This window comes from Phytobacter sp. V91 (genome assembly GCF_965644225.1).
GTDB lineage: Bacteria > Pseudomonadota > Gammaproteobacteria > Enterobacterales > Enterobacteriaceae > CBFFRJ01.
In genome coordinates this window covers 35,147-61,777 of the sequence record NZ_CBFFRJ010000013.1, presented here as the reverse complement: position 1 = coordinate 61,777, position 26,631 = coordinate 35,147, and the positions used below count along the sequence as shown (strand labels likewise).

General features: G+C 53.9%; 23 protein-coding genes and 1 pseudogene. 14 read left to right on the top strand and 10 right to left on the bottom strand.

Annotated elements, in window-relative coordinates; all coding sequences use genetic code 11:
- Positions 1-73 precede the first annotated feature (73 nt).
- The 3 genes and pseudogenes from ACSZO4_RS04530 to ACSZO4_RS04520 form a co-directional block, all read right to left on the bottom strand.
- Positions 74-343, bottom strand: a pseudogene (locus tag ACSZO4_RS04530) (phosphoglycerate dehydrogenase); the annotation flags it as partial.
- 49 nt (positions 344-392) lie between these two features.
- Positions 393-1,277: a dihydrodipicolinate synthase family protein gene (locus ACSZO4_RS04525; protein ID WP_437887656.1), complete on the bottom strand. Its 885-nt coding sequence runs from the start codon at positions 1,275-1,277 to the stop codon at positions 393-395.
- A 14-nt stretch (positions 1,278-1,291) separates the two neighbouring features.
- Complete coding sequence (locus tag ACSZO4_RS04520) at positions 1,292-2,443, bottom strand: iron-containing alcohol dehydrogenase (protein ID WP_437887655.1); 1,152 nt, start codon at positions 2,441-2,443, stop codon at positions 1,292-1,294.
- 177 nt (positions 2,444-2,620) lie between these two features.
- Here ACSZO4_RS04520 and dtnK point away from each other — a divergent pair, with 177 nt between their 5' ends.
- From dtnK to ACSZO4_RS04505, 3 genes are read left to right on the top strand one after another with little or no spacing between them, the layout of a single operon-like run.
- The gene (gene dtnK, locus ACSZO4_RS04515) at positions 2,621-3,868 is read left to right on the top strand and encodes a D-threonate kinase (RefSeq protein ID WP_437887654.1); all 1,248 of its coding nucleotides are present in this window, start codon (positions 2,621-2,623) and stop codon (positions 3,866-3,868) included.
- Positions 3,861-4,850, top strand: a complete 990-nt coding sequence (locus ACSZO4_RS04510) for a D-threonate 4-phosphate dehydrogenase (RefSeq protein ID WP_437887653.1) — start codon at positions 3,861-3,863, stop codon at positions 4,848-4,850. The genes dtnK and ACSZO4_RS04510 overlap by 8 nt, the downstream gene beginning before the upstream one ends.
- 1 nt (position 4,851) lies before the next feature.
- The gene (locus ACSZO4_RS04505; protein WP_437887652.1) at positions 4,852-5,613 is read left to right on the top strand and encodes a DeoR/GlpR family DNA-binding transcription regulator; all 762 of its coding nucleotides are present in this window, start codon (positions 4,852-4,854) and stop codon (positions 5,611-5,613) included.
- Between the two features lie 11 nt (positions 5,614-5,624).
- Here the strand turns inward: ACSZO4_RS04505 and ACSZO4_RS04500 are convergent, their stop codons facing one another.
- Positions 5,625-6,569, bottom strand: coding sequence for an L-lactate dehydrogenase (locus ACSZO4_RS04500; protein ID WP_437887651.1), 945 nt, complete (start codon positions 6,567-6,569; stop codon positions 5,625-5,627).
- Positions 6,570-6,716: 147 nt separating this feature from the next.
- Here ACSZO4_RS04500 and ACSZO4_RS04495 point away from each other — a divergent pair, with 147 nt between their 5' ends.
- On the top strand, positions 6,717-7,199 hold the full coding sequence (locus ACSZO4_RS04495) for a GNAT family N-acetyltransferase (RefSeq protein WP_437887650.1): 483 nt from the start codon (positions 6,717-6,719) through the stop codon (positions 7,197-7,199).
- Here ACSZO4_RS04495 and ptrR read toward each other — a convergent pair.
- Positions 7,153-8,031, bottom strand: coding sequence for a putrescine utilization regulator PtrR (ptrR, locus tag ACSZO4_RS04490; protein ID WP_437887649.1), 879 nt, complete (start codon positions 8,029-8,031; stop codon positions 7,153-7,155). The genes ACSZO4_RS04495 and ptrR overlap by 47 nt on opposite strands.
- A gap of 100 nt (positions 8,032-8,131) precedes the next feature.
- Between ptrR and sad the strand changes: the two genes are divergently transcribed.
- From sad to ACSZO4_RS04445, 9 genes are all read left to right on the top strand, one after another.
- Entirely contained in the window at positions 8,132-9,520 is a 1,389-nt protein-coding gene (sad, locus tag ACSZO4_RS04485; protein WP_437887648.1) for a succinate-semialdehyde dehydrogenase, read from the top strand.
- 101 nt (positions 9,521-9,621) lie between these two features.
- The gene (locus ACSZO4_RS04480) at positions 9,622-11,211 is read left to right on the top strand and encodes a methyl-accepting chemotaxis protein (RefSeq protein WP_437887647.1); all 1,590 of its coding nucleotides are present in this window, start codon (positions 9,622-9,624) and stop codon (positions 11,209-11,211) included.
- Between the two features lie 61 nt (positions 11,212-11,272).
- Entirely contained in the window at positions 11,273-12,187 is a 915-nt protein-coding gene (gene glsB / locus ACSZO4_RS04475) for a glutaminase B (RefSeq protein WP_437887658.1), read from the top strand.
- Entirely contained in the window at positions 12,187-12,549 is a 363-nt protein-coding gene (locus ACSZO4_RS04470; protein ID WP_437887646.1) for a DUF4186 domain-containing protein, read from the top strand. Before glsB ends, ACSZO4_RS04470 begins: the two co-directional genes overlap by 1 nt.
- Before the next feature lie 116 nt (positions 12,550-12,665).
- Complete coding sequence (locus ACSZO4_RS04465) at positions 12,666-14,111, top strand: diguanylate cyclase (protein WP_437887645.1); 1,446 nt, start codon at positions 12,666-12,668, stop codon at positions 14,109-14,111.
- 190 nt (positions 14,112-14,301) lie between these two features.
- Positions 14,302-15,294, top strand: a complete 993-nt coding sequence (locus ACSZO4_RS04460) for a diguanylate cyclase (protein WP_437887657.1) — start codon at positions 14,302-14,304, stop codon at positions 15,292-15,294.
- A 107-nt stretch (positions 15,295-15,401) separates the two neighbouring features.
- Positions 15,402-16,373, top strand: a complete 972-nt coding sequence (locus ACSZO4_RS04455; RefSeq protein ID WP_437887644.1) for a sensor domain-containing diguanylate cyclase — start codon at positions 15,402-15,404, stop codon at positions 16,371-16,373.
- 77 nt (positions 16,374-16,450) lie between these two features.
- Positions 16,451-16,978, top strand: a complete 528-nt coding sequence (locus tag ACSZO4_RS04450; RefSeq protein ID WP_437887643.1) for an N-acetyltransferase family protein — start codon at positions 16,451-16,453, stop codon at positions 16,976-16,978.
- A 117-nt stretch (positions 16,979-17,095) separates the two neighbouring features.
- On the top strand, positions 17,096-18,547 hold the full coding sequence (locus tag ACSZO4_RS04445) for a tagaturonate reductase (RefSeq protein WP_437887642.1): 1,452 nt from the start codon (positions 17,096-17,098) through the stop codon (positions 18,545-18,547).
- Between the two features lie 426 nt (positions 18,548-18,973).
- On the opposite strand, the gene ACSZO4_RS04440 is transcribed toward ACSZO4_RS04445, so the two are convergent.
- On the bottom strand, positions 18,974-19,894 hold the full coding sequence (locus ACSZO4_RS04440; RefSeq protein ID WP_437887641.1) for a LysR family transcriptional regulator: 921 nt from the start codon (positions 19,892-19,894) through the stop codon (positions 18,974-18,976).
- Positions 19,895-19,991: 97 nt separating this feature from the next.
- Between ACSZO4_RS04440 and ACSZO4_RS04435 the strand changes: the two genes are divergently transcribed.
- On the top strand, positions 19,992-21,407 hold the full coding sequence (locus ACSZO4_RS04435) for an aldehyde dehydrogenase family protein (protein ID WP_437887640.1): 1,416 nt from the start codon (positions 19,992-19,994) through the stop codon (positions 21,405-21,407).
- 42 nt (positions 21,408-21,449) lie between these two features.
- On the opposite strand, the gene ACSZO4_RS04430 is transcribed toward ACSZO4_RS04435, so the two are convergent.
- From ACSZO4_RS04430 to nifB, 4 genes are all read right to left on the bottom strand, one after another.
- A complete protein-coding gene (locus tag ACSZO4_RS04430; protein ID WP_437887639.1) occupies positions 21,450-23,027 on the bottom strand; it encodes a methyl-accepting chemotaxis protein in 1,578 nt (525 codons plus the stop codon).
- 259 nt (positions 23,028-23,286) lie between these two features.
- Positions 23,287-24,525, bottom strand: a complete 1,239-nt coding sequence (locus ACSZO4_RS04425; RefSeq protein WP_437887638.1) for an EAL and HDOD domain-containing protein — start codon at positions 24,523-24,525, stop codon at positions 23,287-23,289.
- A gap of 171 nt (positions 24,526-24,696) precedes the next feature.
- Positions 24,697-25,206, bottom strand: a complete 510-nt coding sequence (locus ACSZO4_RS04420; RefSeq protein WP_437887637.1) for a nitrogen fixation protein NifQ — start codon at positions 25,204-25,206, stop codon at positions 24,697-24,699.
- Complete coding sequence (nifB, locus tag ACSZO4_RS04415) at positions 25,206-26,609, bottom strand: nitrogenase cofactor biosynthesis protein NifB (protein ID WP_437887636.1); 1,404 nt, start codon at positions 26,607-26,609, stop codon at positions 25,206-25,208. The genes ACSZO4_RS04420 and nifB overlap by 1 nt, the downstream gene beginning before the upstream one ends.
- Between the last annotated feature and the right edge of the window lie 22 nt (positions 26,610-26,631).

Below are 26,631 nucleotides of genomic sequence, written 5' to 3'. Positions count from 1 at the left end.
AGTGCGGGCATCGTGAAAAATCTATGGCAAAGAAAGCCTTATGTTCTCATAACTGACGATTAAATCGCACCTTCCCTTTCTCTTTGGTGCTATTAAGATCGATATTATCCACACCAACACCGTGCTTGCACACAATCTTCAGTTGCGGCGCTTTTGCCAGCAGGGCCGCATTTACTTCGGTAAAGGCCACAATCATGGCAACCGTATCAGCCAGATGGGGTTCCAGAGCGCTTAGGGGCGCATCTGCGGGTAGCGAAATTAATTCAAGGTCTGCATGACGTAAAATCTCGATAGGTTTCGCGTCATATTTCGCAAAAGAGGGAGACGTACAAATAACTTTCATTGCGCGATCCTGTATTCAGAGCGGCGCATTGCGCCGCTATCGATAATTATTACTGTAAGTAGGTATAAATGACTTTTTCGATCTGCTCGATTTGTTGTTTGTTAAATTCAACGGCATAGCGACTGTCGCCTACGTCCTGGCCTAAAATCTGCAAGGCTTTTTTCACTGCGGCTGGAGAAAATGCCACTTTATACAAATCCGTGCGCAGGCCGGTGAAGCTTTCCTGCGCAGCATGAGATGCTGCAATATCACCCGCATTAAAATGTGACCAGATGGCATTAATTTCTTTCGGCGCAACGTTTGCCAGGCCTGAAATACATGCAGAACAACCATCAACGAAACCCTGATGGATTAGTGGATCAGGTCCATTGAGAACATCGAAATTATCTATATCTTTCACCGCATTCAGAAAACCACTCAGGCTTTCATAACTACCGGCGCTGTCTTTAATCCCGATAATATTCGGATGCGCCGCCAGAGTGCGAACGGTCTGTGGTTCAAGGGTATTCCCGGTGCGGGCAGGGATGTTATACAGAAATACCGGAACACTGAGTGCGTCAGCGATGGCGGTATAATGGGTAATTAATTCATTTTGTTTTAATGGTACAAAATATGGGGTGATCACGGAAACTGCATCCACGCCCAGTTTTTCAATTTGTTTCCCTAAGCGAATAGTTTCACGGGTAGAAATTTCGCCAATATGCGCCACGACATTTGCTCTGCCTGCGACTTCATCAACACAGGTTGCGGTAACCGCGACTTTTTCCTGCTCATTCAGAACAAAAAACTCGCCGTTTGTGCCGCCACAAAAAATGCCGTTTCCTGCCGCAAGTTGACGATTAATCTGCTGGCGTAATGCAACGGGATTAAAGGCGCCGTCAGAATCAAAAGGCGTAACAATGGCGGTTAAAACCCCTGCAATCTTTTTACTCATGTTGTTGTTCTCCTTTACTTTGAATTTGTAGGAAACAGTGTCTGATAAATCGCCTGCACATCGTCATGGCTGACGGTGCAGGGGGCATTATTCATTAAGCGTTTGACGTTAAGCGCCGCATCCGCCAGCGAGGGAATGTCGCTGCGGGGGACGCCCAGACTTTCCAGGTTATCCGGCAGATTCAGACGCTTCACCAGCCCGGCAAAGAACTGCACGAGCCCGTGAGATTTCTCTTCCGCGCTGAGCGAGGTATCAGCATCCGGCAGCAGATCCCAGACCTGGGCAAACTTCTCAACCGCAAAAGGGCGAACCACTTTCATGCAGGGGGCCAGCAAAATGGCGTTAGCGACCCCGTGCGGCAGATGGTATTTGCCACCGAGCGGGTAAGACAGGGCATGCACCAGATGGGTACCCGCATGGGTAATAGCCGCACCGCCGTAGTAAGAGGCCCATAACATCTCAAGACGGGCTGCCAGGTTATGCGGCTCATTGACTGCGGTTTCGATGTTATGCAGCAGCTTACGCAGGCCGGTCAGCGCCACGTTATCGCTTACCGGGTTGGCAATGGTGGCGGTAAAGCACTCAATCAAATGGCAGAGCGCGTCGATGCCGGTAGAAGAGGCGATATGCGCTGGCATACTGGTGGTCAGTTCCGGCAGTAAAGCGACGTAATCCGGGAGCAGAACCGGCGAAATAATGCCGATTTTTGTGTCCTGCTCAGGAATAGCCAGAATGGCGTTCGGCGTGGCTTCGGATCCTGTGCCTGCGGTAGCCGGGATCAGTAAAGAGGCAACACGCGCAACGGGCTTCACGCCCTCAAGCATGGCATTGAGGCCTGGCGACTGTGGGTGATGTAAAACGGACAACAGCTTGGCGACGTCCAGCACGCTCCCTCCGCCGATCCCGACAATCAGATCAAAGCCAGCGTCCGGCGCATTCGCCATAATCTTCGCCACATCATGCTGACTCGGCTCAGGCGGGACTGAATCGAGAATCTGTACATGGCGGCCATCTGCCGCAAGCAGGGTGAGGATCTGTTGGGTGGCGGCAAGTTTGATGACATTGCTGTCGCTGACCAGTAAGAGGCTCTTTTTTCCCGCCAGCAGCGGTGCCAGAGCCGGGATAGCTCCTGCGCCGCTGATGAGGGTGCTGTTAATCGTAACCACAACGTTCTCCTGTCTGTCATTATCTTATGATTGAACTTAATCATTTAATTTCAACCACGGTCACTGTATGGCCTAAATTTATAATTTATTCGCAAATTAAATAAGTTGATCTTGCTCACATATAATCAATCATGATTGAATATAATCATGTCCAGCATAATACGACCCGGAGCACGAATGAACGTTGGGATAACTACACAGAAGTCAGCGCACAGCATTGTGATTCTGGCCGATGATTTTACTGGGGCGAATGACGCAGGCGTCAGCCTGGCGCAGGCAGGAATGAGCGTTGAGGTTGCGCTCGATGACAACTATCTCAGCGATGCGCAGGCGCAGATCTTTAATACCGACAGTCGGGCACTGTCAGCCTCCGATGCCGCCGCACGGGTTAGCGCGCTGGCAGCAGAGGTTTTGCAGCACGCCTCGCCGCAGTGGCTGGTAAAAAAGATGGATTCCACATTACGCGGCAATCCAGGCGCCGAAGTGGCTGCCCTCCAGCGGCTTACGGGAGTTGCCGCCATCATCGTGGCGCCTGCTTTTCCTGCGGCCGGGCGGGTGACCCTTGGCGGGCAGTGCTTTGTTAAGGGGGAACTGCTCACCGATACCGAATTTGCCAGCGATCCGAAAACGCCGGTCGTCAGCGCCAGCGTGGGGGCGCTTTTTAGCGGCGACGTGCGCCATGTGCAACCGGCTCAGCTAGCGCAGGCGCTGGCGGAAGCAACAGCAGAAAAACCGGTCGTGCTGGTGGTGGATGCCCAAACGGATGCGCATCTTGATGAGATTGTGACCCATGCCATGCAGGCTGAACTCAGGCCATTGCTGGTGGGATCGGCAGGCATATGTGATGCGCTGTCGCGTCGCCTTACTCCGGTCAAAAGCGGACAGGTGCTGGCGATTGTCGGCTCGATGAGTGAAATCGCTCAAAAGCAGCTGGCGGCAGTGGCGGCGCATCCTCGCTGCCAACAGTTTTTTATTGATATCAACACGATATTCGCTCCCCAGCCAACGGACTACGCCGCGGCCATTGTTGCTGCCTTACAGGACGGAAAGCACTGTCTGGTGCACACCTGCCCGGATGAGCAGGCGCGTCATCAGGTTACCGCCCTGTGCGAGCGCTGGGGACTCAGCCGTACCGAATGCGGTGAGCGCATTTGTGACTATTTAGGCCAGTTGACCCGCAATGTGCTGGCGCAGACCCAGCCTGACGCGCTGTATCTCTCCGGAGGGGATGTGGCCATCGCGGTCGCCCGTTCATTGGGCGCAAAAGGTTTTCAAATCCAGGGCCGCGCCGCAGGCTGCGTGCCGTGGGGATATTTTTCAGGTTGCGAATGGCAACGACCAGTGATGACCAAAGCAGGGGGCTTCGGCGACGAAACTACGCTGCTTAGGGCTTTGAATTTTATTGAGGAGAAATCGAGTGACTAATGTTATTGCCGTAACTATGGGTGATCCGGCAGGGATTGGCCCGGAGATCATTATTAAATCGCTGGTTGAAGGAGAACTTTCCGGTGCGCCGGTGGTGGTGGTGGTGGGCTGCGCCCGGACGTTTCAGCGTATTCTGGCGCTCAATATTACGCCGCATGCGGAGCTGCGTATCATCGAACAGGTGAGCGAGGCGCATTTTGCTCCCGGGGTGATTAACGTGCTGGATGAACCTCTGGCGGAGCCGCAGGCGTTAGAGCCAGGTAAAGTCCAGGCCCAGGCCGGGGATCTGGCCTACCGCTGCGTGCGTCGCGCCACCGAACTGGCGATGGCCGGAGACGTAAAAGCCATTGCCACTGCGCCGCTGAATAAAGAAGCGCTGCATCTTGGCGGGCACCATTATCCGGGACATACCGAACTGCTGGCTAAACTGACCAATATCAATGACTACGCCATGGTGCTGTATACCGACAAACTTAAAGTCATTCATGTCACCACCCATATCGCGCTGCGTAAATTCCTCGATACGCTCAATCAGGACAGGATCAAAACGGTCATCCGCGTGGCAGACCGTTTCCTTAAGCGCGTGGGCTTTGCTAACCCGCGTATCGCGGTGGCCGGGGTCAACCCGCATGCCGGTGAAAACGGACTCTTTGGCGATGAAGAGATAACCACCGTCGGCCCTGCGGTTGAGGCGATGAAGGCCGAAGGGCTGAATGTGACCGGGCCGTGTCCGCCGGATACCGTGTTTATGCAGTGCCACGAAGGTATGTATGACATGGTGGTGGCCATGTATCACGATCAGGGACATATACCGTTAAAATTGCTGGGCTTTTACGATGGGGTTAATATCACTGCGGGCCTGCCGTTTATTCGTACCTCAGCGGATCATGGCACCGCATTTGATATTGCCTGGACCGGGAAAGCAAAACCGGAGAGCATGGCGGTATCCATCCAGTTGGCGATGCAAATTACGCGAGATTAAAATGAAGGGATATAACCGGTTAGAGCAGATTATGGACTATCTTAAGGGCCACAATCTGGTGACAGTGGATCAACTGGTGGCGGCCACCAACGCCTCACCGGCCACTATCCGTCGCGACCTGATTAAGCTCGATCAGGAAGGGGTGATCAGCCGTTCCCACGGCGGAGTGACCCTGAACCGGTTTATCCCCTCGCAGCCAACCACGCTTGAGAAAATGCAGCGCAACCTCAGCGAAAAACATGCCATCGCCAGCGCGGCCGCCGCGCTGGTGAAAGCCGGAGATGCCATTGTACTGGATGCCGGAACGACCATGATTGAACTGGCGCGTCAGCTCACCCATCTGCCATTGAGGGTGATCACCAGCGATTTGCATATCGCGCTGTTTTTATCCGAGTTCAGGCAAATCGAGGTGACAATTATTGGCGGGCGGATTGATGATTCCAGTCAGTCCTGCGTGGGGGAGCACGGGCGCAGACTGTTACAGGGGATCTGGCCGGATCTGGCATTTGTCAGCTGTAACGGCTGGGATCTGGAAAAGGGCATCACCTCGCCAACGGAAGAGAAAGCGGCTTTGAAACGGGCGCTGATTGATAATGCCCGGCGTCGGGTGTTGCTGGCGGACAGCAGCAAATACGGCGCCTGGTCATTGTTCAACATTGCCCGTCTTGATTCTCTGACCGATATCATCACCGATGCGCAGCTCAGTGATGATATCCGCCAGCAGCTTGCGGCATTGCCTGGGCAGCTAACCATTGCTGGTTAACGGCGCGTCTTTTAGGGCAGTCGTGAAATATTCTCTTTGATCACGGCGACGGAGTGGTTAAATTTCGCCACTTCGTCACCTTCCAGCTGTAACTCAATAATCTGCTGAACCCCACTTTGCGCCAGAACCGCAGGCACGCCGATGGCCACGTCATTCACGCCGTATTCCCCTTCCAGCACGCAGGAAATGGCCAGCGCGCGGTGGCTGCCGGTAAAGATATTGCGGCAGATTTCGGCAATAGTCCCGGCAATCCCGTACTCGGTGCAGCCTTTACGGGCGTAAATCTCAAACCCGTGTTTGCGTACCTGCTCGGCGAGGGCATCGCAATCCAGTGGTTTACCGGTTTTACGCAGCCAGACGTCGGCAATCGGCGAACCGTACACCGAGGAGTGCGACCACACCGGGAACTGGGTGTCGCCATGTTCACCCAGAATAAAGGCATCAATACTCTGGGCGCCAATGTCGAGGGTTTGCGCCAGAGCGCGACGCAGACGGGTGGTATCAAGCCAGACGCCGGTGCCGATCACCTGATTGCGCGGCAGACCGGAGAGCTTCCATACCTGCCAGGTGATGATATCGCAGGGGTTGGTGGCGATAAGAAAAATACCCTTAAAGCCATTTTCCATCATCGGCGGGACGATATTTTTGACGATCCGCGCGGTGTTCTGTAACTCATCAAGCCGCGTCTGGCCGGGCTTAAGCGGGCCGCCTGAGACGGTGATAACTGCAATATCCACATCAGCGCAGTCGGTTGCATCACGACTGGAGATAGTCATCATGCCGGGCATATAGGCGGCAGCGTCCGCCAGATCCTGCACGTGTCCTTCGACCCGGTCACGGTTGAGGTCCACCAGGATCAACTCTTCAGCAATATTTTGATTGAGCAGGGCGTAAGCGGCGGATGCGCCAACGTTGCCGGTACCGATAATCATCACTTTGCGGGCTTTGGTATTCATTTCAATTCCGTCGTCTGGATTAATCTGAGCGTAAAGTACCGCCTGAGCAGAACCCTGTGCAATGTGGAGGGGGATTTATAAGTTAATTATATGGTTAAGCGGGCAGAGTTTGCGCGTAATTTAACAGAACAATAACAGGAGGATGCCATGTACACCGTGATACCCGCTTCGGCTGCGCAGCCAGAAATTCGCACCCTGATTGCCGCGCTAGATGCCTGGCAGTCGCAGCTTTACCCCGAGGAGAGTAATCATCTGCTCGATCTCGCCACGTTGCCCGCATCGACCCTGATCCTGCTCGCCATCCGCCATACCGGCGGTGAGTTCATCGGCTGTGGCGCGGTGGTGCTTAACGGCGATGGCACGGGCGAGATAAAGCGCGTCTATATTGACGCCCGTCACCGGGGGCAAAAGTTGGGTGAGCAACTGATGGCTGAGCTGGAGAAAACGGCGCTGGCGCGCGGTTGCCATACGCTGCGGCTGGAGACCGGTAACCAGCAACCGGCGGCGGTACGTCTGTATACGCGCTGCGACTACCAGATACGCAGCGCCTTTGCCCCTTACCAGGACGATCCCTTAAGCATTTTTATGGAGAAGGGTCTGACTGAGGATGTTCGTTTAACAATTCTATAAATGCATCGAGATGGCGGGTTTTGGCCCCGCGTCGCCAGACCAGCCAGGTGGTCAGCCAGCGCCAGTTTTCCGCCAGCGGCCAGGCGCCGACCTGATGATGACCGGGCATACTTTCCAGCATGCTGCGCGGGATCAGCGCCAGTCCTGCCCCGGCGATAACGCAGGCCAGCATACCGTGATAGGACTCCATCTCATGGATTTTGCCGGGCGTAGCCTGGTCGGCATGAAACCAGCTTTCGAAATGGCGACGATAAGAGCAGTTGGCGCGAAAGGCATAAATACTGGCCCCGTTGACCTGGGCTGCCCGGCTGACGGGTTCATGACCGTGAGGGGCGACGATCATCATCTCTTCGCGATAGACCGGAATGCCCTCCATGCCGGGGTGCATAATTGGCCCGTCAACAAAAGCGGCGCTGAGGGTGCCGTCCAGCACGCCGTCGATCATTTTGCCGGAAGGGCCGGTGGCCATATCAAACTGTATACGGGGATAACGCTGATTGTAGCGGGCAAGAGTCGCCGGAATACGCACGGCGGCGGTGCTCTCCAGCGAGCCTAAGGAGAATAATCCCTGGGGTTCATCGCCAGCGACCACCATCCGCGCTTCGTCGACCAGGGCCAGGATTTGCTGGCTGTAGCGTAAAAAGCTGTGCCCGGCGGGGGAAAGGCGCAGACGTTGGTTTTCGCGGATAAACAGATCCACCCCCAGGTCGGCCTCCAGCTGGCGGATACGGGTGGTCAGGTTTGACGGCACGCGATGCACTTTCTGCGCCGCCTGAGTAATACTGCCCGTCTGCGCCACGGCGTTAAACATCTCAAGCTGCGTTAAGTCCATGCCATTCTCTCATCGTGAACGGATTGCTTAATATTATTCACTTTTCATAAAGAGTAAACCCGGCGAGGATAATCTCAGTCCTGAACCAAGAGAGATAACCATGTCAATATCACCTGCTACCCATGCCATTTCCGTCAACCCGGCAACCGGAGAAACCCTGTCCGCTTACCCCTGGGCCAGCCGCGAAGATGTTGACGCGGCCCTTGAACTTGCCGCCCGTGGTTTTCAACAGTGGCGCTTGCAACCTGTCTCCCGGCGCGCCGAACTGCTGCGCAATCTGGGTACGGTGCTGCGTGATCACGCTGAAGAGATGGCCCAACTGATCGTCAGGGAAATGGGTAAGCCCGTTGCTCAGGCGCGGGGCGAAGTGAGTAAATCCGCCAGTCTTTGCGACTGGTATGCCGAGCACGGCCCGGCCATGCTGCAACCTGAGCCGACCCAGGTGGAAAACAATAAAGCCCGCATTGAATACCGGCCGCTTGGACCGATTCTGGCGGTGATGCCGTGGAACTTCCCGCTATGGCAGGTGCTGCGCGGGGCGGTGCCGATTCTGCTTGCAGGTAACAGCTATCTGCTTAAACATGCGCCGAATGTGTTGGGCTGCGCTGAGCTTATCGGGAAGATCTTCGCCGAAGCGGGCATTCCCGAGGGCGTGTTTAATTGGGTGAACGCCACCAATGACGGCGTAAGCCAGGCCATTAACGATCCACGTATTGCGGCTGTTACCGTTACGGGCAGCGTGCGTGCGGGAGCGGCAATTGGCGCGCAGGCCGGTGCGGCACTGAAAAAATGTGTGCTGGAACTGGGCGGATCCGATCCCTTTATCGTGCTTAATGACGCCGATATTGAGCTGGCGGTTAAAGCTGCGGTGACCGGGCGTTATCAGAACACCGGGCAGGTCTGTGCCGCGGCCAAGCGCTTTATTGTGGAAGCGGGAATTGCGGATACCTTCACTGAGAAATTTGTTGCCGCGGCAGTTGCTCTGCAACAAGGTTCGCCGGAAGACGAAAGCAACTACCTTGGGCCGATGGCGCGCTTTGATCTGCGCGATGAACTTCATGCCCAGGTTCTGGCAACCGTTAATGAAGGGGCAACCCTGGCGCTTGGCGGCGAGAAACCGGCGGGGGCAGGGAACTTCTATCCGGCAACCGTACTGACCCATGTCACTCCGCAGATGACGGCGTTTCGTCAGGAGATGTTCGGCCCGGTTGCGGCAATTACCGTCGCCCGTGACGCGGAACATGCCCTGGCGCTTGCCAACGACAGCGAGTTTGGCCTCTCTGCCACCGTCTTCACTGGCAATCAGGCGCTGGCCGATGAATTTGCCGCCCGACTGGAGTGCGGCGGGGTATTTATTAACGGTTACTGCGCCAGCGATGCGCGGGTGGCCTTTGGCGGGGTGAAGAAAAGCGGCTTCGGTCGTGAACTGTCACACTTCGGTCTGCATGAGTTCTGTAATGTGCAAACCGTCTGGAAAGACCGCCTCTGATCCAGAGCGCGCCCTTAGCGGGCGCGCACTTGAGGCCTGTCATGGTTCTGTCATTATTCTTTCGTAGACTCACGTAAATCGTAGGGTTATAGAAGAATATCATGAACTTAAATCAAATTTTTCGCCGCATTTTTCGGCGTATCACACCACGGGATTTTGGCTTGCTGGCCGGTATCTTCTGGGTTATTGGCCTGTTTTCGGCGCTGCAAATCGCCACCTCTATTCTGCTTTCCACCTCCCTTAACGACGCACGTTATAACGAACAGCTAAATCAACAGACCCACCTTCAGCAGGTCAAAGTCGATCAGGCGCGCGTTTCGCTGCTGGCCGCCAGTGACTTGCTCAATCGGGCGGGCGTCTATTTTATGCAGGATAAAGAGACCGGATCTGACGGTAGCTGGCATAGTCTGATGGATGAAACCCGGCAGGCGCTGGCCACCTCACAACAGGCCTGGCAGGCATGGCTTGCGCTTAACCCGCCAAAAGATGAGGCGCTGATCAACAGCTACCAGCTCTTTTACGGGGCCATTAAGGAGCAGGCGGACGGGCTGGTGAAAACACAGTCTATTGATGCCTTTTTTGCCGTGCCTGCCCAGGCGTTTCAGGCCGATTTTAATGACAATTACGCCCGTTTCCTGCAAGGGAGCGAAAAGCAGGCCGAGCAGGGGCGACAGGCGCTGATGGGCAATCTGGCGCAACTTCAGCATATTTTTGTGCTGGTGCCAGGGGTGCTGGTGCTGATAGCCGTGGTGGTCTGGGTTGCCATGTCGCGTTGGGTAATTACCCCCCTGCGGCGGCTGATTGCCCATATTAATACCCTGGCGGCGGGAGATCTCTCCGCTGCGTTACCGGACGTTAAACGCTTTAACCGCGAAATCGATCAAATTGGCCTGAGTATCGGCACCATGCAACAGGGGCTGCAACAGCTGGTCAGCCAGGTGAGCCACGCCACTACCTCGATGGTGAGCAATATCGACAGCCTGGCTGAGGGAAACCAGAAGCTTTATCAGCAATCAACCCGTCAGGCGCAGGAGCTGGCGGATGTCACCTCGCATATCGCCAGTCTTGAATCCCATGTTGAGGGCAATACCGGCTACGCCGAGCTTGCCAGTCAACGCGCCGATGAAGCGCGGCAGGTCGCTGCCGGGGGCGACAGCATGATGGATACCGTTAACCAGTCGATGCGTGCCATTGTCGATCGGGCGTCGGAGATGCGTGGCATTGTTGAGCTGATTGACGGCGTGGCGTTTCAGACCAATATTCTGGCGCTGAACGCGGCCATTGAAGCGGCGCATGCCGGTAACCACGGTCGTGGTTTTGCGGTGGTGGCGAAAGAGGTCGGGCTGCTGGCGCGTAAAAGCAGCCACTCGACGCAGACAATCCAGCAGATGATTAACCATTCCCTGCAGGGCATTGATGACGGCTCTCAGGCGGTGAACAAGCTGGAAAATAATCTGCAAAAAGTCACCGGCCTTGTGGCGAATCTGAGCGGTTTGCTGAATGACATTTCATCCGCCACCTTAAGCCAGGGGGAAAGTATTCACCATATGACCCGGCGGCTGCACTCCCTTAATCACGTGGCGCAGCGTACCGGTGAGCTGGTGAGCTCGGCCACCGAGGCTTCAGTACAACTGCATGAGGATTCGCATCGCCTGATGCAGGCCGTTTCCCGTTTTCGTCTCCCGGCCTGATATTTGCTATACTCGCAGCCCGATTATGGCCCGGGGATAAGGACGGAACGTGGCGAAAGTGATGGGAAATGAGATGCTGGATGCACTGCTTGAGCAAGTGCGTCCGCTGCTGGGTCGCGGGAAAGTCGCCGATTATATTCCTGCGCTGGCAAAGGTCAGTGGTGACAAACTGGGGATCGCCATCAGTACGGTGAACGGGGAACACTACCAGGCGGGCGATGCGGATGAACGTTTCTCCATACAGTCGCTTTCGAAAGTCCTGAGTCTCGCGGTGGCGATGAACCACTATGAAGAAGCGGAAATCTGGACGCGGGTGGGCAAAGATCCCTCCGGGCAACCCTTCAATTCCCTGCTCCAGCTGGAAATAGAGCAGGGCAAACCCCGTAATCCCTTTATTAATGCCGGTGCGCTGGTGGTCTGTGATATGTTGCAAAGCCGCCTGAGCGCCCCGCGTCAGCGTATGCTGGAAATTGTCAGACGTCTCTCTGGTTCACCAGATATCAGCTTTGACAGCGTAGTGGCCCGCTCTGAGTTTGAACACTCCGCGCGTAACGCGGCTATTGCCTGGCTGATGAAATCCTTCGGCAACTTTCATAATGACGTTACCACCGTACTGCAAAATTACTTTCACTACTGCGCCCTGCGCATGAGCTGCGTTGAGCTGGCGCGCACCTTCCTGTTTCTCGCCAGTCAGGGTCAGGCGTCGGCAAGTCAGATCCCCATGCTAAGCGCGCAACAAACCCGTCAGGTCAATGCGCTGATGGCGACCAGCGGTATGTACCAGAACGCCGGTGAGTTTGCCTGGCGCGTGGGGCTTCCGGCCAAGTCGGGCGTCGGGGGTGGGATTGTCGCCATTGTGCCGCATGAAATGGCGATCGCCGTCTGGAGCCCGGCACTGGACGAAGCGGGTAATTCACTGGCGGGCATCGCGCTGCTTGAAGCCCTGACCCAACGGCTGGGGCGCTCGGTTTACTGATGGATAATCACGATCTGCTGTTTGCCCGGCTGGCGCGCTCGACCTTTCGCTCGCGTTTTCGCCTCGGCGTGAAAGAGAGACAATACTGCGTGGACAAAGGCGCGCCCGTGATCGCCAGCCACGCGGCTGATTTTGTCGCCAGACGTCTTGCCCCGGCATTTCCTCCCAATGACGGCAAACAGACGCCAATGCGCGGTCATCCAGTGTTTATTGCCCAGCACGCGACCGCAACCTGCTGTCGGGGTTGCCTGGCGAAATGGCATAATATTCCGCCGGGTATTGCCTTAACGACCGAGCAACAAAGTTACGTAGTCGATGTCATTTACCACTGGCTGGTGCTGCAAATGAATTCATCGCGCTAATCATTCGTGGTATTAAGCCTGTTAGCAGGCTGTTATTAAAGCATTGCATGTTAAGCTCTGTGATAATTTTGCCACGCCTGAATGATTTGCATCGTCAATGAATGGATTGATATCTAATGCGTGCTTTGCTTGCTGAACCTTTCCGTCCCTTTCGGGAAGGCAGACCCGTTGTTAATGCAGCGCTTATTTTTATTGCCACTACGCTGTTTTATTTTATTGGCGCGATGCTGCGTCTGGTCGATGAACTGTCACTGTTCTGGCCGCTGAATGCCGTTATGGCAGGGCTTTTTGCACGCTATGCTTTTCTGAATCGCTGGTATCTCTACCTGCTGAGTTATCTTGCCATGCTGGCCTATGACGGCATCACCGCCAGTTGGGGAATGGCAAGCATACTGATTAACCTTTCTAATATGGTGTTTATCCTGAGCATGGCGACGCTGGTCCTGCGGGAAAAGCGGCGGATACGCCAGACGCCACAACCCATAAATGCCCTTAATCTTTTTAGCTACTGCCTGATCTCGGCGTTGCTGTGTGCATTGGTAGGGGCGACGGCTTCGGTCGGGATCGGTGGTCAGGGCTTTATCAGTTTGTTTTACGACTGGTTTAGCGAGCAATTCTCCACCGGGGTGTTGATTATGCCCTGTATGTTAACCTTCAGCTGGCCACGCGTTATCCCGGTGCTGAAAGGCCGTCATCTGCTACCGGTACTGGCGCTGGTCGCCTCGGTCGCGGCGTCGGTATGCATTGGCGGCGCAGGCAGTCTGGCGTTTCCTCTGCCGGCCCTTATCTGGTGCGCAGTGCAATATCCTATTCCGGTGACCTGCCTGCTGACGCTAATTACCGGGGGGCTGGAAATCATTTTAATGGCCAATGGCATCATCAATATCTTTGTTGCCTCACCGCTACAAATGCCTCGGATGTTTTCCGCCCGACTGGGTATCGCCACAATGGCGATTTGCCCGGTGATTGTCTCGGTCAGTGTGGCGACTATTAATCGCCTGATTCGCCAGGTTTCCCTGCGCGCCGATTTTGATTTTCTGACCCAGGTCTATTCGCGTTCCGGTCTGTATGAAGCCCTCAATCGTGACAGCTACGGCTTTGCCAAAAAACACCTGACGGTGATGCTGCTTGATATCGATTTTTTTAAAAGCGTCAATGACAGCTACGGCCATGAATGTGGCGATAAGGTACTGAAATCCTTTGCCCGTAAAGTACAGCAGGAGATTGGCGAGCAGGGCATGGTGGCGCGGATGGGCGGCGAAGAGTTTACCGTCGTGACTGCCACCCGCGATCCGGGTGAAGGCTATATCCTCGCGGAGAAAATTCGCCGCTCGGTAGAATCCCATCGCTTTATGTGGCAAGAACACGCCCTGAGACTGACGGTAAGCATTGGTATCAGTAACAGACAGGCGCATTCAGACTCAGTGACGGACGTCTTCAATAAGTTACTGGCGCAAGCGGATGAATATCTCTATCGCTCCAAGAAAGCGGGGCGTAACTGCACCAGTATGGCGATACCTGACGCGAAGACGAGCAGGGCAGTTATCAGCGGCCTGGATTGATTGCTAAAAAACGTACAGAAAGGTGAACTATAAGGGGAAACAATATCGATAACTTATTAAATTGCTTGCTACTAATTTTTAACGTCAATACTATGACGCAGTATAGGTTTTGGAATTAAATCGCGTCATGAATGGATCTGATCATTTGAAAAAAAGTTCACGGATAGCTGGCAGAAGTTTTGTCAGAAGAATGTACCTGATGCGTATCCTGGGAACATTTTTATGTTTCTTTCCCATCCTTTCTGTTTTGCTCGAGTTGCAACGGCCGCTGTGGCTGATGCTGTTACTCGGGGCCAATGCTTTTGTCTGGCCTGGCGTCGCTTATTTACGCGCGCGCTACTCGCCAACCCCTCTGAGTACTGAACACTACAACCTCATTTTTGATGCCGGTGTCGGTGGTTTCTGGATCGCGATGATGGCCGTCAATCCACTGCCTTCGGTGGTGATTGCCACTATTCTGCTCTCTGACCGCCTCTCCGCCGGGGGCTTTGAGCTGATGCGCAAAGCCGGGCTGGTGATGGTGGCTGTTTTCGCAGCCAGTTGGATTGCGCAGGGAATGCACCTTGAACCCATAGTGACTCAGCGCACGATGCTCGCCACCCTGCCACTGGTGGCTGTTTATATGCTGGCCCTCAGCGTGCTAACCGATACCATTGCCGTCAAGTTGCGCAGGAAAAGCCGCGAACTTGAACGGATAGCGATGATGGATCCGCTACTGGATATTGCCAACCGCCGTTTGCTGGAACAACGTATTCAGTACGAGCTTGAGCAGTTCAACCAGTCGCCGCGTCACTCGTCGCTGATGTTTATCGATATCGATAACTTTAAAGAGGTGAACGACCGTTTTGGGCATGAGGTGGGGGATGCGTTGCTGGTCTCAGTGTCAAAAATTCTTCATGCGGCGACCCGCAAAACCGACACGCCAGCGCGACTGGGGGGCGATGAGTTTGTGATTTTATTACCCAATACCACGCCGGAAGAGGCGCTGGTGGTGGCAACGCGCATTCTTGAAGCCGCAGCCTTAACCACCGTCAAGCCCGATCATAGCTTTCGCTGTACCCTCAGTATTGGTATCGCCAGCGCGGCGCCGGGGATGCACAGCGTGACGCACTGGCTTAAAGCGGCAGACGATGCCCTGTATAAAGCCAAACGGCTGGGTAAAAACCAGATCTACGCACACTGACAAACTTGCTGAATACGCTACGCTTTATGCTGAACCCGCGAAATTGACGCTGGACGTTTTTTAGACTCGCGGCCCATATCAGGTAAAAAATAGCGAGAAAGCAATCAATGAATACACCTGCCATACCTGCCAATGAGGAAGATCGTCTGCGGTCGCTCTACGACTCAGGCCTGCTCGATACCGGTATCAGCGAACTCTTTGACCGTCTGACACAGTTAGCGAAGCGACTATTCAATGTGCCTTATGCGCTGGTCACGCTGGTGGCGAAAGAGACGCTGCAGTTTAAAACCAGTGATGGCCTGGCTTACGAAAATTTCCCTCGCGATCTCTCTTTTTGCGGCCATGCCATCCTCAACGCCGCGCCGCTTATTATCAACGACTGCCAGAACGATACGCGTTTTGCCGATAACCCGGTGGTCAGTGGGGAGCCGGGTCTGCGTTTTTATGCAGGCTATCCCTTAAGTTTACCGGATGGGGCCATTGCCGGGGTCTTGTGTCTGGCTGATATCCAGCCGCGAGAGTTCACGCCGGGCGAGCTGGAAATCCTTAAAGATCTCGCATCGATTGTTGAAAACGAATTCGCCGTCCTGAGCGCCACCAGCACCGATGAACTGACAGGGCTTTTTAACCGCCGCGCCTTTGGTAGCCTGGTGAAATTTGCCATTTCCAGCGCCCGACGCCGGGCTGAACCCCTGACGCTGGCCCGGCTGGATTTAGCCGAATTGAAAAAGATCAATGCCGACTGGGGACGAACCGGAGGGGATGACGCTTTGCGCTCTCTGGCTGCGGTAATGCGGGCTAATTTACGTGACGCCGACCTGCTGGTGCGCTATGGCAGCAATGAATTCGTTATCCTGTTTTCCGATACGGATGAGAAAGGGGCGTGGATTGCGGTTAAGCACCTGGTTGAGCAGACTAAGGCCTGGAATCTGACGTCAGGTAAACCCTGGTCGCTGAGCTTTAACTGGGGAGTCAGCGAGTTTGACCATAACGGCGCAGGCGATGTTCAGGCCTGGCTGAACGATGCGAACGTGAAAATGATGGATATGAAAACCCATACCAGTCGAAAACCGCAGTAAGCACCTAAAAAACACGAATTCTGGTTGTTGTGTTAATCAGATGTAACCGCGATAGTGGTTGTTTTTAAGGACTAAAAATGACCACATCTTCTTCCCCACGCGCGCTCAGCGCTGATGAAATTTTGCTGCATATCGATGAACTCTGCGAAGTCCTGGAAAACTGCGTCCAGGGCGGCGCCTCCGTCAGTTTTATGCTGCCTTTTGATCGCGAGAAATCGCGCCCGTTCTGGCAACAGGTTGCCCAAAGCGTCGCCCGCGGCGAGCGACTGGTGCTGGTCGATGAAATTGACGGCCAGGGGATTGTCGGCACCGTACAACTTATTCTCAGTCAACCGGACAACCAGCCCCATCGTGCGGATGTGGCCAAACTGCTGGTGCATGACCGTGCACGACGCAAAGGGATCGCCGGTCGGTTGATGACGGCACTGGAAACACTCGCCCAGGATCAGGGCAAAACGGTACTGGTGCTCGATACCAGCACCGGCAGCGGGGCCGAAACCTTCTATTCGCAATGCGGTTGGCAAAAGGTTGGGGTGATCCCGCGTTATGCCCTGATGCCGGACGGGGAAATGACAGGAACGACGGTTTTTTATAAGTTTTTGTGATGAGGGTAGAATTTGTCTGCTCACTTTGATCAAAACAGGGGTTCATGGTTTAAAAGTCTGGTAAGTTATTACACCAATCTTCCTGGGTTGTATGACTAATCAAAAAAGGAACTCATTGTGAACACTCTAAACCGCCGCGATTTTCCCGGTGCAACTTACCCTGAGCGTGTGATTCAATTTGGTGAAGGCAACTTTCTGCGTGCTTTCGTTGACTGGCAAATCGATCTGTTAAACGAACACACTGACCTGAACGCGGGCATTGTGCTGGTGCGTCCGATCGACAGCACATTCCCCCCTTCACTGAGTACTCAGGACGGGCTGTACACCACCATCATCCGTGGTCTCAACGATGAGGGTGAAGCGGTCAGCGACTCTCGCCTGATCCGTTCCGTAAACCGTGAAATCAGCGTTTACAGTCAGTACGATGAGTTCCTGAAACTGGCGCACAATCCGCAGATGCGCTTTGTTTTCTCGAATACCACTGAAGCCGGTATCAGTTACCATGCCGGCGACAAATTCGAAGATGCGCCCGCCGTCAGCTATCCGGCCAAACTGACCCGTTTGCTGTTCGAACGTTTCAGTCACTTTGCCGGTGCTGCGGATAAAGGCTGGGTAATTATTCCGTGTGAACTGATTGATTATAATGGTGATGCCCTGCGTGAACTGGTGCTGCGTTACGCTCAGGAGTGGGCGCTGCCTGCGGCCTTCACCCAGTGGCTGAATGAAGCCAATACCTTCTGCTCAACGCTCGTTGACCGTATCGTCACCGGTTATCCGCGTGATGAAGTGGCGCAAATTGAGAGCGAACTGGGTTACCACGACAGCTTCCTCGATACCGCCGAACACTTCTATCTGTTTGTGATTCAGGGGCCAAAATCCCTGGCGCAGGAACTGCGTCTGGACAGATACCCGCTGAACGTGCTGATTGTGGATGACATCAAACCCTACAAAGAGCGTAAAGTGGCGATCCTCAATGGGGCGCACACTGCACTGGTTCCGGTCGCGTTCCAGGCGGGTCTTGATACCGTCGGCGAAGCGATGAATGACGCCGAAGTCTGTGCCTTCGTAGAGAAAGCGATTTACGAAGAGATTATCCCGGTGCTCGACCTGCCGCGTGATGAGCTGGAATCCTTCGCCAGCGCAGTAACGGGCCGTTTCCGCAACCCGTATATCAAACACCAACTGCTTTCGATTGCGCTCAACGGGATGACCAAATTCCGCACCCGTATTCTGCCGCAACTGCTGAAAGGGCAGGCGCAAAACGGCAAGTTACCGGCTCGTCTGACTTTTTCCCTCGCGGCACTGATTGCGTTCTACCGTGCTGAACGTCAGGGTGAAGCCTATCCGGTACAGGATGATGCCCACTGGATTGAGCGTTACCAGCAGCTGTGGAGCCAGCATGGTGATCGTCAGATCAGCACCAGCGAACTGGTCAAATCTATTTTAGCCGTCAGCGAGCACTGGGAGCAGGATCTGACCCAGGTTGCAGGATTGGTAGAACAGGTTTCACTGGACCTGGATGCCATTCTGTTACGCGGGATGCGTGAAGCAGTAAAACCGCTGTGCTAATCAGCGCAGTATAGCGAGTCAAAGGGGCAGCCAGTTTATGCTGCTCCTTTCTTTTACCTCATAATTAGTTACAACATACTATTCAGTTTGTTTAGAACCAGGAACCTCAACATCGGCGCATCTTCTTAAAAGTCAGGCAGGCTCGCCGTTGTGGCCTATAATTTACTCTGCCACACCCGTGTCGACCCGGTCGGCCAGGGAAACGTTGTTGTGACCATAACAGGTACAACCCGAACGAAGAGAGGGGGCAAAATGGACAAACTGGAAAAAAGGTTACCGCTTGTTGTTGGCCTGGTATTCAGTATCTCGCTTATTGCCACGGCCTGGGATATCTCATTCGTTAGTGCATTACCCTGAGTAAAAGCCTGATGGGGGCCAGCCCCTTCAGGCTTTATCTGCATTGATTGTCTCTTATGCGACTCTTTTTTACATAATGCGGCTATCACCTGATAATTGCTGCCTGTCCTCACGAATAAAGGCAATAAATGCTTTCAATCCTGCCGGAATATGTCGGTGACCGGGGTAATACAAACACAGGCCCTTAAAAGGCAGTGTCCACTCATCCAGCACGCTAACTAATTCCCCCGTTTGCAGCAGATCCTGAATATACAATTCGGGGAGAAAGCCCACCCCCAGACCCGCCTTTACCGCGCTGATTGACGTAAAGAGATCGGTGGTGGCAAGCCTCGCCGGCACAGTGATGGCAAATTGCTGACCGTGGCGTTCCATTTCCCAGCGATAAACACCGCCATGTGACATGCGCATGCAAATCCCCTGATGTCGGGTAAGTTCTTCCGGAGTCTGGGGGACGCCATGCCCGGCAAACCAGGCGGGCGTTGCGACAACACGCATACGGATGTCAGGCGTCAGCGGGACGGCAATCATATCCTGCGGGACAGACTCGGCCAGGCGAATACCCGCATCGTAGCCTTCCGCAACAATATCAATCATTCTTGCTTCACTGGCGACCTCAAGGCGTATTTGCGGGAAACGGCCAAGAAAACGGATGATCAAATCATCAAGAAACAGCCGTCCTGCCGCCTGGGGCACGTTAAGGCGCAGGGTACCTGAAGGCTCTTGCGGCTGGCTATGAATTTCATCGGCAGCGAGCTGGATGACCTGTAATGCCGGGCCGACACGATCGACAAAGCGCTGCCCGGCCTCCGTCAACGCCACGCTGCGTGTTGTGCGGTTAAATAACCGGGTCTCCAGGCGCGACTCCAGCCCGGCAATCGCATTACTGACCGCCGTTGCAGACATGCCTAATTCCTGCGCGGCTGCGCGAAAACTGCCCTGGCGGATCACCGCCATTACCACTTCCAGCTCTACCAGTCCTGAACGATGCATAGATTATCCCGATTTTCGAAACAACCCTTGCAGGATAGCGTGGATTATCGGCGCGATAAAGTTGTGCAACACTGAGGCCATCAATCAGGAGGTCAGTATGCAACAGCTCGAACAGCACTTTATTAACGGTAAATTTATCACCGCCCAGGGCAACGAGTATTACGATCTATTTAATCCGGCTAGCGCGCAGGTTATTGGCCGCGTGCGGCTGGCGAATGAGGCGGATGCTATCGCTGCCATTGCCGCGGCAAAAGCCGCTTTTGTCGGTTGGTCGCAAACCAGCGTCGCCGAACGTCTCGATGTCCTTGGCAGAATTCGTGATGCCATGGCGAGCTATCAGGATGAACTGCTGGAGAGCATTATTGTTGAATACGGCGCCCCGGTTTCACGTGCTAACTGGATGGCGCATTATCCGGTCGATGTGATTGAACAGGTGATGCGCGATGTGCAGCAGTTTGCCTTCACTACGTCGGTAGGGAAGGCGCAGGTACATATGACTGCGCTGGGGGTGGCCGGGCTTATCACACCCTGGAACAGTAATGCCGGATTTATCTGTGGCAATCTTGCCACCGCGCTGGCGGCGGGGTGCACCGCAGTGATTAAGCCCAGTGAAATGAGTGCCTTACAAACGCAGGTGGTGATGAAAGCACTGGATGCCGCCGGGCTTCCGCCAGGTATCTGCAACATTGTGACCGGGCGGGGTGACGTTGTGGGAGAAGTAATAAGCCGCCATCCGGATGTGGCAAAAATCTCCTTTACCGGTTCTACGCTCACCGGCAAAGCGATTTTGCGAAATGCTGCGGAAAGTTTTAAACGTGTGACCCTTGAGCTGGGTGGCAAATCGCCAACTATCATCCTTGATGATGCGGATCTGGCTACGGCTGTTCCCCTCGCACTGGAGGCCGGATTTATGAACAGCGGCCAGGCCTGTATCGCCGGAACGCGGATCCTGGTGCCGCGTTCACGTAAAACGGAGTGTGAAGTGGCACTGCAAGCGGCGGTGCGTCAAATTCAGTCAGGCGACCCAATTGACCCCCGCACAACTATTGGCCCGATGGTCAGTGATAAACAGTGGCAACGGGTGCAGGGCTACATTCGTATCGGCGTAGAGGAAGGGGCAAAGTTACTGGCGGGAGGAGAAGGGCGTCCGGAAAACAGCGGTCAGGGCTGGTTTGTTAAACCGACGTTATTCACTGATGTCAGCAATCAGATGCGCATCGCCAGAGAAGAGATTTTTGGTCCGGTATTATCAATCATCACTTATGAAAATGACGACGATGCCGTCGCCATTGCTAACGATACGGAATACGGGTTGAGCGCTCTGGTGCTGGGCGGTGATGCCGATCGCGCACAAGCCGTCGGGGCACGCATTCATGCCGGACGGGTGCAAATTAACACCCTCACTCACGAAGGTGGCGCGCCATTCGGCGGCTTTAAGCAATCTGGCATCGGGCGTGAGGTTGGGCGCTGGGGGATTGCGGCATTTATGGAGCCGAAAACGATCGTAAGCTGATCTGAAATGACGCCGGTTGCCCGGCGTCCGTAGCATCATTATTTAGTGAGCGTTATGCATCCGCAACTGGAAGTAGCGTACGGAATCACGCAGCATTTCACTCTGCTCAGTCATCGACTGCGCCGCAACGGCAGCCTGTTCGACCAGAGAGGCGTTTTGTTGGGTAACGGTGTCCATCTGATCGATGGCCATGCTGATTTCCTTAATACCCTGATGCTGCTCGGTGGAGGCAGCGGAAATCTCGGCCACAATATCGGTCACTTTATTTACCGAATTTACGATCTGCTCCATCGCCCGGCTGGCGGTATCCGCATAGCGTGAGCCGTCGGTGATCTTATCGACCGTCCCTTCAATCAGCTGTTTGATCTCTTTGGCGGCAGAGGAACTTTTCTGCGCCAGATTGCGAACTTCACCGGCAACCACCGCAAAGCCTTTGCCTTGCTCACCCGCGCGGGCGGCTTCAACTGCAGCATTCAGCGCCAGAATATTAGTCTGGAAGGCGATCCCTTCAATCACCGAGATGATATCGACAATTTTTTGTGAGCTGTGGGCGATTTCATGCATGCGTTTAAGCATGTCATCCACCTCTTTGCCGCCTTTGACCGCCGTCTGTGAGGTTTCACGCGCCAGTTCACTGGCTTTACGCGCGTTATCGGCGTTGCTTTTCACGTTCTCGGTGATCTGCTGCATATTGGAGGAGGTCTGCACCAGCGAAGCGGCTTGCTCTTCAGTACGCTGGGACAAATCGCTGTTACCCTGAGCAATCTCATTGGCGGCCAGCGAAATAGATTCACTGCCGTTAATTATGCCGTTAATAATATCAGCCAGTTTGCCATTCATTTCTTTGATGGTCGCCAGCAGACTGGTGTTGTCATTGTCTCTCAACTGGACATTGGCGTTCAGATTACCGGAGGCAATCTCCTGCATAATAGAGACCGCGTATGACGGCTCACCACCCAACTGACGGGCAAAGCTGCGGGAGATAAGCAGGGCGATGAACCCGGTTGCGACCAGCGCCAGCAGCAACAGGCCGGAGAAGGTATAGAGTGCCGTGGTGTAGGCGGCCTGCGAGGCTTGTCCTGCTTCCTCCCCGGTCGCTACTTCCCGGTCGACAAGTTTCGCCAGATCTTTCATCAGCTGTGAACGGTATTTTGACGACACCGCGCCGCTGATTTTTGACGCTTCTTCGAGATTTTCGTTGCTGACCGCTTCAATCACTTTGGCATTCACATCGACAAAGTTCTGGAAATTACTGGCAATGGTCGCAAACAGGGCGCGCATATCTTCCGGGGCATCCTGGCTGAGTTTTTCATACTGGCGCTGGGCGTTAAGGAAAGTCTCCTGATTTTGCAGCAGTTCAACCCGGTGTTGCTCGCGCTCTTTTGGGGTGACGGAAGCAATATACTGGGTTTGTTGCAGGCGCATTTCCGACAACACGCCACGCATTTCGAGGGTATAGCGAATCCCTGGCATACGGTTTTCGCGAAATTTATCGATATTATGGTTACTGGCGTTTAACTGATAAATAGCAACGCCACCCAGAATGAGCATCATCACGATAAGAATTGAAAACCCGGTGAGAAGCTTAGTTAAGACTGACGCTTGCGATAATTTGTTCATAGAGTGGTCTTTTTTTAATAAAGGGTAATATTAATAACGGCACCAGGGCGGGAAGATTGATTTTTTTTAATTGATCTGAGTCACACAATTTTATCGTTGTAGAATTGTGATAATGCACAAAGCAATAATTTTGCTTAAGTGCCGATTAGTTGTATGGAATATGTGAATTTTTTGCAAAAAAATAGATTCGCGACAACAATAAGCACTATTTCATGAGAAACAATTGCGCCGCGAAATCATATTAAAAAAGTAGTTACTTTTATTTTCCGAATCCAACAGGCAGTTCATCAGCCCATCGGGTTGCGGTATTCATCATGTCCATCACGACATTTTCCGAGAGCCCCAACTCACCGGCCATATCACTGGCTTCGACCCACAGACGCTGTTCATACAGCTGCGCCAGCAGCACATAACGGTAGAGCAAACCGTCCTGATGCTGGAGCGCTTTTATGACGTCCGGCGAGACAGCAATCTGCCCCATCAGCACGTCAAGCGGGGTTTCAAGGATCACGTCAAGCAGCGAGAACAGGCCGACCATAAAGGCTTCGCTCGACATCTGGTAAGACTGACTGCGCGAGGCCAGCAGTTCACAAAACTTCGCGCGGATCAAACTGAGGTAATAAATTTCTGCGGTTCTGACAGTTTCAAAAGAGGTCAGACAGGCCACGAGAACAAAACGGCGCAATTCATTAATACCCAAATAAACCACAATGTCCTTCAGCGACTGGTTGCGAAATCCGCTAATACCACTGGTGTTATAGAGAATATTTTGCGCATAACGCATTATTTTGAAAGACAGAGAAACATCGCGTTTGAGCAAATCTTCAATGCGATTTAAATTAGGGGACTCGATATTCACTTCCTGCATTAATTTCAGCGCGAATGCGCGATTATGCATCAGTTTGTTACTTTTATAGACAACAGGTTTGCTAAAAAAATAGCCCTGAAAGAGTCTGAATCCCATTTTTTTAAAAGTTTCATACTCCTCATTGGTTTCAATTTTTTCAGCCAATAAGACGGTATGCTGTAAAAGCTGGCGGTTTTTTTGAATGTAATGATCAATTTCCTGCTGACTATTTTTTTGCACATCGAATTTAATTACATTAATCCAGGGAATAAACACATCCCAGTCGGGACTCATGGTGAAATCATCCAGCGCAAGGCGAAAACCGAGTGTCTGAAGCCGTTTTACGGTTGACAGCAGGTGGTGGTCAGGTTCTGAAGTCTCCAGGATTTCGATGACGACGCGGTTCTTCGGCAGAGTTTCTGCCATCCCATCGACCAGTAATTGATGCGGGAAATTGACATACACCGAATTGTTTTCGTTTTTACGCCCGATGGGCGCGCCGAAAAACTGCTCTTCAATCAGTTGGGTTGTCGCCTGCTCAGATGAGACATCAGGGAATCGGTTGGTCATACTATCCCTGAACAGCAGCTCATAGCCGACGGTATTCATTTGACTATCGAAAATCGCCTGTCTGGCTACAAAAGCATACATTTGCCACCTCGTTTTTCCACACATACTCATAAGTCTACGTGATACAAGGTACATTAACAGCACAGTGAAATGAAACTGTTAATGCTGCAAAATATTTGCACATTAAATGTTAAAAAAGGGCAAACGGTGTGGAAACGTTGCCCATTGTCGTTAAAGTGAGTTAATTGTCTATTAATACACCTCAAAGCAGACCTGTCTTTCACAACAGGCGTCGCAGCTGGGGGAACGACACACTAATTCACCTTCTGAATGCAAACAGCGCTGGCGGTAGAAGAATTTCTTCCAGCGCATATTCTCGCTGTTCATCTCTACCAGTTGCGGGAAGCAGTCGGTCATCAACTCGCGTAATTCCTCCCGGGAGCTCAGCCCCAGATCCTGCCAGAGATGGTTAAAAGCCAGCGAAACGCTGGCAATGATATGTTGCATTGGGGCGGCATCCGGCTGCATATGACATTCCAGCCAGTCAGCGAGCTGGGCTTGCTCTTCCTTACGGGTGGCAATCAACTCGCTCATTAACGTGCGGCGCAGGACAATGTCTGACGGCGCGGTATAAGCCGGTTTGTCCATTTGTGCATCAAGGTTTGACCACAGCGGATCGCTCAGCCCCATCGAGAGCGGGTAGCAGCCTTCGCCGTGGGCGTAAAGATGCAGTAACCGGCGTAACCAGTATCGTTCATCCATCAGGCAACTCCTTGTTTATAGTCACTATCCTGCCATTTCTGCCGGTACAGATCCCACCAGCGAGTGAGGGCATGAGTCACGGGTTGCCAGGCATCGTCAACGCAGGGCTGGATCCCTTGCGCTTCCAGGCGTTGCCAGGGACCATAGCCAATACGTGAACAAAAAACGGCTTTCACATCCGCCAGCAGCGCCAGCATGGCGGCCATGCGGTCATCGCTGTCCTGAGGTTCGCATTCGTCACTGCCCTGGCAATATTTCGGGGTAAAGCGCTCATTGACCAGCACCACACCCGCCGCCGACAGGCTGTAAATACGAAAACGATCTGCATGACCAAAATGACAATCAATGACATCGCCCCGGGTCGAAGCAACTGCCACCAGGCAGGCCTCCGGCTCATCCGACTCGCCCTGGGTCGCAATACTGGCATGCAGCCTGGCGCGGCGTTGCAGCATCGGTAGCCAGGGTTGGGTCTCAGTGGGCAGCGGTGTTAACTGAAATTGCTGGCTGCGATCTTCACCTAACATCCCAATCGCATCGGCGCGACACTGCTGGCAGTGGGTCATCTGTGGCATTACTTCGCCACAGCGGGCGCGGGTTTCGGCAAGCATTGCCGCATCCGGCTCCGGCTGGCCGTTCAGGCCAAACACCGTGCCGTGCTCCGGGCGCGCAATCAGCGGCATAATATTGTGAATAAAAGCGCCGTACTGACGTAGCGTGCGGCTGACATCATCGATTGCTCGATCGTTAATGCCAGGGATCAGCACCGAGTTGATCTTTACCAGTACTCCTTTCTCCGTCAGTCTGCGTACGCCCTCAAGCTGACGGTCGACCAGAATTTGCCCGGCCTCCCGTCCGCTGTAGCGTTCGCCGTCAAGCCATAACCAGGCATAAATCCGGACGGCAATGTCCGGGTCAAGCGTATTGATGGTTACAGTGACGTGATCAACCCCGACATCAACCAGTCTGTCTACCGCATCCGGCAGCATCAGACCGTTGGTCGACAGACACAGCTTCAGGTCGGGCAGTTGCTCACGCACCAGTTCCAGGGTCTTAAAAGAGTGGGCGAGGTTGGCGAGCGGGTCGCCAGGACCGGCAATGCCCACCACTGATAGCTGCGGAATGGCCGTCGCCACCTGACGCACTTTCGCTACCGCCTGTTCCGGCGTGAGCAGGGAAGAGGAGACGCCAGGGCGTGATTCGTTACTGCAATCAAATTTTCGGTTGCAGTAGTTGCATTGTAAATTGCAGGCCGGGGCGACGGGCAGATGCATACGGGCGAAACGGTGGTGGCCGCTGCGGGAATAACAAGGGTGTGACGCCACCTTACCGGCAATAAAATCGCTCAGCGGAGCATCAGGCGCCTGGCAACCAGCGCTGCCAGCAGGAGAAGAGCAGGAAGTCATGAATATTCCTTGAGTTGCGTAA